At 73.3% G+C, this 5905-nt stretch carries 5 protein-coding genes and 2 pseudogenes; 3 read left to right on the forward strand and 4 right to left on the reverse strand.

Features of this window, described 5'->3' with window-relative positions; translation table 11 throughout:
- From C2142_RS39480 to C2142_RS06950, 3 genes and pseudogenes are all read right to left on the reverse strand, one after another.
- A pseudogene (locus tag C2142_RS39480) lies at nucleotides 1-269 on the reverse strand (electron transfer flavoprotein subunit alpha/FixB family protein); the annotation flags it as partial.
- A gap of 45 nt (nucleotides 270-314) precedes the next feature.
- Nucleotides 315-1100, reverse strand: coding sequence for an electron transfer flavoprotein subunit beta/FixA family protein (locus C2142_RS06945; protein WP_148641567.1), 786 nt, complete (start codon nucleotides 1098-1100; stop codon nucleotides 315-317).
- A gap of 415 nt (nucleotides 1101-1515) precedes the next feature.
- Nucleotides 1516-1929, reverse strand: a complete 414-nt coding sequence (locus C2142_RS06950; protein ID WP_148641568.1) for a thioredoxin family protein — start codon at nucleotides 1927-1929, stop codon at nucleotides 1516-1518.
- A gap of 211 nt (nucleotides 1930-2140) precedes the next feature.
- On the opposite strand from C2142_RS06950, the pseudogene C2142_RS06955 reads away from it, so the two are divergent.
- The 3 genes and pseudogenes from C2142_RS06955 (at nucleotide 2141) to C2142_RS06965 (ending at nucleotide 5034) form a co-directional block, all read left to right on the forward strand.
- Nucleotides 2141-2559 (forward strand): annotated as a pseudogene (locus C2142_RS06955) (DUF4395 domain-containing protein).
- Between the two features lie 278 nt (nucleotides 2560-2837).
- Nucleotides 2838-3608, forward strand: a complete 771-nt coding sequence (locus tag C2142_RS06960; RefSeq protein ID WP_148641570.1) for a lysophospholipid acyltransferase family protein — start codon at nucleotides 2838-2840, stop codon at nucleotides 3606-3608.
- Nucleotides 3609-3858: 250 nt separating this feature from the next.
- A complete protein-coding gene (locus tag C2142_RS06965) occupies nucleotides 3859-5034 on the forward strand; it encodes a PD40 domain-containing protein (RefSeq protein ID WP_148641571.1) in 1176 nt (391 codons plus the stop codon).
- 16 nt (nucleotides 5035-5050) lie between these two features.
- Here C2142_RS06965 and C2142_RS06970 read toward each other — a convergent pair whose 3' ends face one another.
- Nucleotides 5051-5767, reverse strand: coding sequence for a hypothetical protein (locus tag C2142_RS06970; protein WP_148641572.1), 717 nt, complete (start codon nucleotides 5765-5767; stop codon nucleotides 5051-5053).
- Between the last annotated feature and the right edge of the window lie 138 nt (nucleotides 5768-5905).

Here is a 5905-nt window from a genome sequence, read left to right on the forward strand (position 1 = left end):
CCAGGACGGCCCCCGGCGGCCTCGGCGATCTGCGCCAGCGCGTCCACCTTGGGGACGACCAGCTGGTCGGCGAACTCCGCGCCGTCGGCGACGTACACCTTCGCCGCGCCGAACTCGCCGGCCTTGGCGGCGATGTCGGCGGCGGCCGCACCGGCACCGAGGACGACGGCCGACGGCTCGCCGATCCGGCGGGCCAGGGTCAGCAGTTCCAGGGCCGGCTTGCGGACCACACCGTCGGCGTGGTCCACGAGAACCAGGATCTCAGCCATGATTCGTTGCTCCTGATCGATCGTTGGAAACGCGAACGCGTGGGATTAGATGAACTTCTGGTCGGCGAGGAAGGCGGCGAGCTGCCTGCCGCCCTCGCCCTCGTCCTTGACGACCGTGCCCGCGGTCCGCGCCGGACGCGCCGCCACCGACTCGACCGCCGTCCACGACCCGCCCAGACCGACCTCGTCGGCCTCGATGCCCAGGTCGTCCAGGTCCAGCGACTCCACCGGCTTCTTCTTCGCCGCCATGATCCCCTTGAACGAGGGGTAGCGGGCCTCGCCCGACTGGTCGGTCACCGACACCACCGCCGGCAGCGCGGCCTCCACCAGCTCGGTCGCCGCGTCACCGTCCCGGCGGCCCTTCACCACGCCGCCCTCGACCGACACCTCGGACAGCAGCGTCACCTGCGGCACGCCCAGGCGCTCCGCCAGCAGCGCCGGCAGCACCCCCATCGTGCCGTCCGTCGACGCCATGCCACCGATCACCAGGTCGAACCCGGTCTTCTCCAGCGCCTTCGCCAGCACCGCCGACGTCCCGATCACGTCCGAGCCGTGGATGTCGTCGTCGTTCACGTGCACGGCCTTGTCCGCGCCCATCGACAGCGCCTTGCGCAGCGCGTCCTTCGCGTCGTCCGGCCCGACCGTCAGCACCGTGACCTCGGCGTCGCCGTTCGCCTCCGCGATCCGCAGCGCCTGCTCCACGCCGTACTCGTCCAGCTCCGACAGAAGGCCGTCCACGCCCTCCCGGTCGGTGGTGTGGTCGTCCGCGAAACGACGGTCACCCGTCGCGTCCGGCACGTACTTCACACAGACAACGATCCTCAAGCTCACGGCCTGTCTCCTGTACTGGTCTCGTCCGGCGGCTGCGGCTGTGCAAGCGGGTGCGAACACGGAGCGCACCCGCTCCGGGCAGCGTGTTCCCGTGCCGGTCCGGAACTTCCTGGCAGCATACTCGCCAGTAGCTCAGTGGTCACTACTGGCCAGTAGCTTACGCCGCCAGGCCCGGCCGGACGCCCCGCACGGCACCCGCGACGGCCCGGGAGACCCGGATCCGGACGGACGGCGGGACGGCCTGCACTTGCCGTCAGCGCCCATCCTGCCCCAGCCCGCCCCCGGTACCACCTGACGGGGCGGCACACGGACGGGGAGAAGCACCGCCGGAACGGCGGGTCCGGGGGTTCCAACCCGACCGGAACCCGCGGACGCGCCCCCGTCCCGCGGCGACGGCCGGCGCGCGCGGCCGTCGTCAGACCGCCTCCCCCAGCGCCGCGATCACGTCCGCCTTCCGCGGCAGCCCCGCCGCCCGGCGCACCACCCTGCCGCCCGCGTCCAGCACCAGCACCGTCGGCGTCCGCAGGATCTCCAGCCGCCGGACCAGCTCCAGCTGCGCCTCCGCGTCCAGCTCGACGTGCGCGACCCCGTCCACCATGCCCGCCACCTCGCCGAGCACCCTGCGGGTGGCCCGGCAGGGCTGGCAGAAGGCGGTCGAGAACTGCACCAGCGTGGCCCGCTCGCCCAGCGGCCCGCCCAGCTCCGCCGCCGACAGCCGCACCGCCCCGTCCTTCGTGCGCACCCGCAGCCTCCCGTCGCGCTTGGCCCGCAGCAGCCCGAACGCGCTCGCCACCGCGAGCACGACAACGCACGCCACCAACCCGGTCATCCCCCCAGTCTGCGCCTGCGCCCTCCGGCTCCCGCAAGGAGGTCGACCGCCGGGGCCGGGCCCCCGTACGATCGCCGGGTGGACTCCGACCGCCCGGCACAGCCTCTGCTGACCACCCGCCGCGTGGTCGACCTGTGCCGGGCCACGGCCTCGCGCTGTCGCTGACGCGCCCCGCCGTCACCTCAGCCACGCGCCCACCTCCGGAGTCCCCGTGCAGATCGACCCCCGCGGCCCGCGCTTCGCGCCGCGATCACCACACTCGTCCTGATCACCGTCCTGCTCACCGGCAGCGGCCTGCTGCTCGCCCTCCAGGCCGTCGTCTTCGCCCTCGGCGCCGTCGGCGGCCTGCGCCGCTCCCCGTACGGCTGGCTGTACCGGACCCTGGTCCGCCCCCGGCCGGCACCGCCCACCGAGGACGAGCGCCCGCCGCGCTTCGCCCAGGGGGTCGGCCTGGCCTTCGCCGCCGTCGGCACGCTCGGCTTCCTCACCGGCGTGGCCTGGCTCGGCCTGCTCGCCACCGGCTTCGCACTCGCCGCGGCCTTCCTCAACACCGTCTTCGGCTACTGCCTCGGCTGCGAGGTGTACCCGCTGGTACGCCGGGCCCAGGGGCGGCTGGACACCGTCGCCTGAGCCCGCCGCGGGCCCCGGCGCCGACCGGAGGACCCCCGCCCCGCAGCCCTCGTGGCCCGGCACCGCGGGAAGGTTCCCGTCCGACCCATCACGGAGATCACACCCCCGGATCCCGCCCGACACCCCGGTTCAGGTGACAGCGGGCACTCGTTCGGGGGATCATCTCCGTGTATCACCCGTGGCCGCCGCGGCGTGCCGCGCCTCCGGTCGGCCCCCACCGCCCGGCCCGGGTACCGCCGTACCGGGCCGCCAGGGCCCGTGGGAAGTCAGGACTGACCGTGGCTGAGTTCGTGTACCCGCCGGTGATCGGCGCCGCACTGACCGTCTTCCGCGCGCTCGACGTGCGCATCAGGATCGTCGGCGCCGAGAACATCCCCGCCAAGGGCGGAGCGGTCCTGGTGAGCAATCACATCAGCTACCTGGACTTCCTCTTCGCCGGCCTCGGCGCCTACCGCGGGGGCAAGCGCAAGACCCGCTTCATGGCCAAGGACGACGTCTTCCGGCACGGCGTCTCCGGCCCGCTGATGCGCGGCATGAAGCACATCCCGGTCGACCGCACCGACGGCCAGCCCGCCTACGAGGCCGCCGTGCGGGCGCTGCGCGCGGGCGAGGTCGTCGGGGTCTTCCCCGAGGCGACCATCAGCCGCTCGTTCATGCTGAAGAAGTTCAAGACCGGCGCCGCCCGGATGGCCTCCGACTCCGGCGCCCCGCTGCTGCCGGTCGTCCTCTGGGGGACCCAGCAACTCTGGACCAAGGGCCGCCCCAAGACCCTCACCAAGCGGCACGTCCCCGTCACCATCATGATCGGCAAGCCGATCGTGCTGGAGCCGGGCGACAAGCCCGTCATGGTCACCCGCCGGCTGCGCGCCGCGATGAGCGAGATGCTCGACACCGCCCAGCGCGAGTACCCCGGCAAGCCGAGCGGTCCGGACGACACCTGGTGGCTGCCCGCCCAGCTCGGCGGCACCGCGCCGACCCTGGAGGTCGCCGAGGCCGAGGACGAGGCGGAGGCCACCGCCCGGGCCGAACGCCGCGCGGCCCGGGGCTGACGCCGCCCCGGGGGCGATGGTCCGGGCCAGGGCCGCGGCCCGGTCCGGTCCGGCCTGGGGCGATGGTCCCCGACGCGTCGACCGACCTGTCCGTATCCGATCCGTCAACCGGACGGTCCGCTCTTCATACTCCGTGCGACCGGCTGCTGCCGGAGCGTAGCGTGTCGCCCGCCCTCCCGCACTCCCGATCTGCCACAGTGACAGCTCCCTCGGGGCCCTGTCCCGCAGCAGAGACGGAGATGACACGCCGATGACCGGCACACGGCAGCTGCCAATCACCCACAAGGCCCGCACCCGCGCCCGCGCAGGTGCGGGCCTTCTGCTCGCCGGCGCCATGCTCACCGGCTGCGGCGCCGAGCCGGGCGAGATCCCGCTCAGCGAGATCCGGGCCGAGACCCCGTCCGCGACCCCCACGCCCGAGCCCGCCGCCGGCCTCTCCGCCCCGACCGCAGGAGCCGTCGTCGCCGCGGCCAGCACGCGGCACAACGGCCAGATCGCCGGCCGGGTCTTCCTCGACACCACACGCACGACCAGCGCCGTCTTCACCGTCGCCCCCGACGGCACCGGCGAGCACCAGCTCACCCAGCCGCCCGCCCGGACCCGCGACGACCACCCCGACTGGTCCCCGGACGGCACCACGCTCGCCTTCGACCGCACGGACGACGAGTCCGCCGGCCGGATCTGGACGATCGGCGCGGACGGTGCCAACGCCCGCCAGGTCGGCCCGCTCTGCGAGGCCGGCGCCCCCGACTGCACCAACGAGCAGGAGATCACCCCGGCCTTCTCCCCCGACGGCCGGCAGATCGCCTTCAGCCGCGCCTGGGGAGCCGCCGACCCGGCAGCCGGCCAGATCCAGTACAGCGACGTCTACGTCATGAGCCCCGACGGCACCAACGTCCAGCGGCTGACCTTCCTCACCAACGACAAGCCGTACTCCGGCCTCGTCACCAACCCCTCCTGGTCGCCGGACGGCAAGCAGCTCGTCTTCTCGTACCAGACCAGCGCCACCGGTCAGCCCGCCAACGGCCGCGCCCTCTACCTCGTCAACGCCGACGGCACCGGGCTGCGCCGGCTCACCCCCTGGGAGCTGCGGGCCGGCGACCGGGCCAACTGGTCCCCCGACGGCAGCCAGATCATCTTCACCACCTACCCGGCAGGCCCCGAGAACACCCCCGGCGGCGGCATCTACACCGTCCACCCCGACGGCACCGCCATCGGCGCCCTCACCCCCGGCCCGTCCGACGTCCTCTACGGCGTCGCCAGCTACTCCCCCGACGGCGCCTCGATCGCCTACGCCCAGGCCCCGCTCAACGGCACCGCCGAGCTGTACACGATGAAGAACGACGGCTCGAACGCCGCCCCGGTCACCAGCACTCCCGACCGCTGGGAAACCCGGCCCGCCTGGGGCACGGCCGTGGCCCCCTAGCCAGGGGGCCGGCCTGTCACGAAGCCGTCGGCTGCGGGCTCATCGCGTGCTCGTACAGCTTCTCCCGCGTGCGCTTGAGCAGTTCGGCGGCCTTCTTCCGCGACGCCTCCTCCGCCTTGTCGAGCGCGCCCGGGTAGTCCGCGGACATCCCCGCGCCCGCGCCGTAGTCGACGTCGACCGTCAGACGCAGGTTCCCGTCGCAGACACCCGACTTGAAGGTCAGTTGGTCGACCGGCCCGGGGATGGTGTCGGTGAGCGGGTGCCGGACCGCCACCCGGTAGCCCTCCTGGCCGAGCCCCCCGCCGTCGGTCGTCTCGAACTTCCGCGTCTCGGTCGGCTTGGGCCCGCCCAGCGGAGACTTGGCGATGTCCGCCTCGACCTCCAGCCAGTGGCAGCCTCGGGCCGCCTTGAAGACGGTCGCATCGATGCTCACCCGCCAGTCCTCCGCTGCCGTGCCGCCCTCGTAGCCGCAACTGATCGTCTTGGACGGGTCGCTCACGATCCCGTCGGTCGTCACCGGTATGGAGCTCCTCAGCTGCCCCGGCAGGCCAGGATCACCCACCGCCGCGCAGAGGTCGCCGACCGTGCGGTACCAGCCGACGTGGCTCGCTTTACCGTCGGCGCTGTTTCCACCACTGCCGCCGCCGTCGTTTCCGCAGGCGGCGAGGAACACGAGGCCTGCGGCCACGAGAGCGGCCGCACCGGTACGGGTGGTTCGGTTTCGAGTTGTCACGGCGCCAGGCTAGAGCCGGCCCCCGGTCGATGTCCGGGAAACGCAGAGAACCCCCACCCGGGATCCGGGTGGGGGTTCTCTGTGAATGATTGTTCGGCGGCGTCCTACTCTCCCACAGGGTCCCCCCTGCAGTACCAT

The organism is Streptomyces sp. CB01881 (genome assembly GCF_002953255.1).
In the GTDB taxonomy this organism is placed as follows: domain Bacteria; phylum Actinomycetota; class Actinomycetes; order Streptomycetales; family Streptomycetaceae; genus Kitasatospora.

Coding starts and splice junctions, on each gene's coding strand:
- C2142_RS06965 (WP_148641571.1), top strand. CDS start 3,859: ATGACCGGCACACGGCAGCTGCCAATCACCCACAAGGCCCGCACCCGC.
- C2142_RS06950 (WP_148641568.1), bottom strand. CDS start 1,929: ATGACCGGGTTGGTGGCGTGCGTTGTCGTGCTCGCGGTGGCGAGCGCG.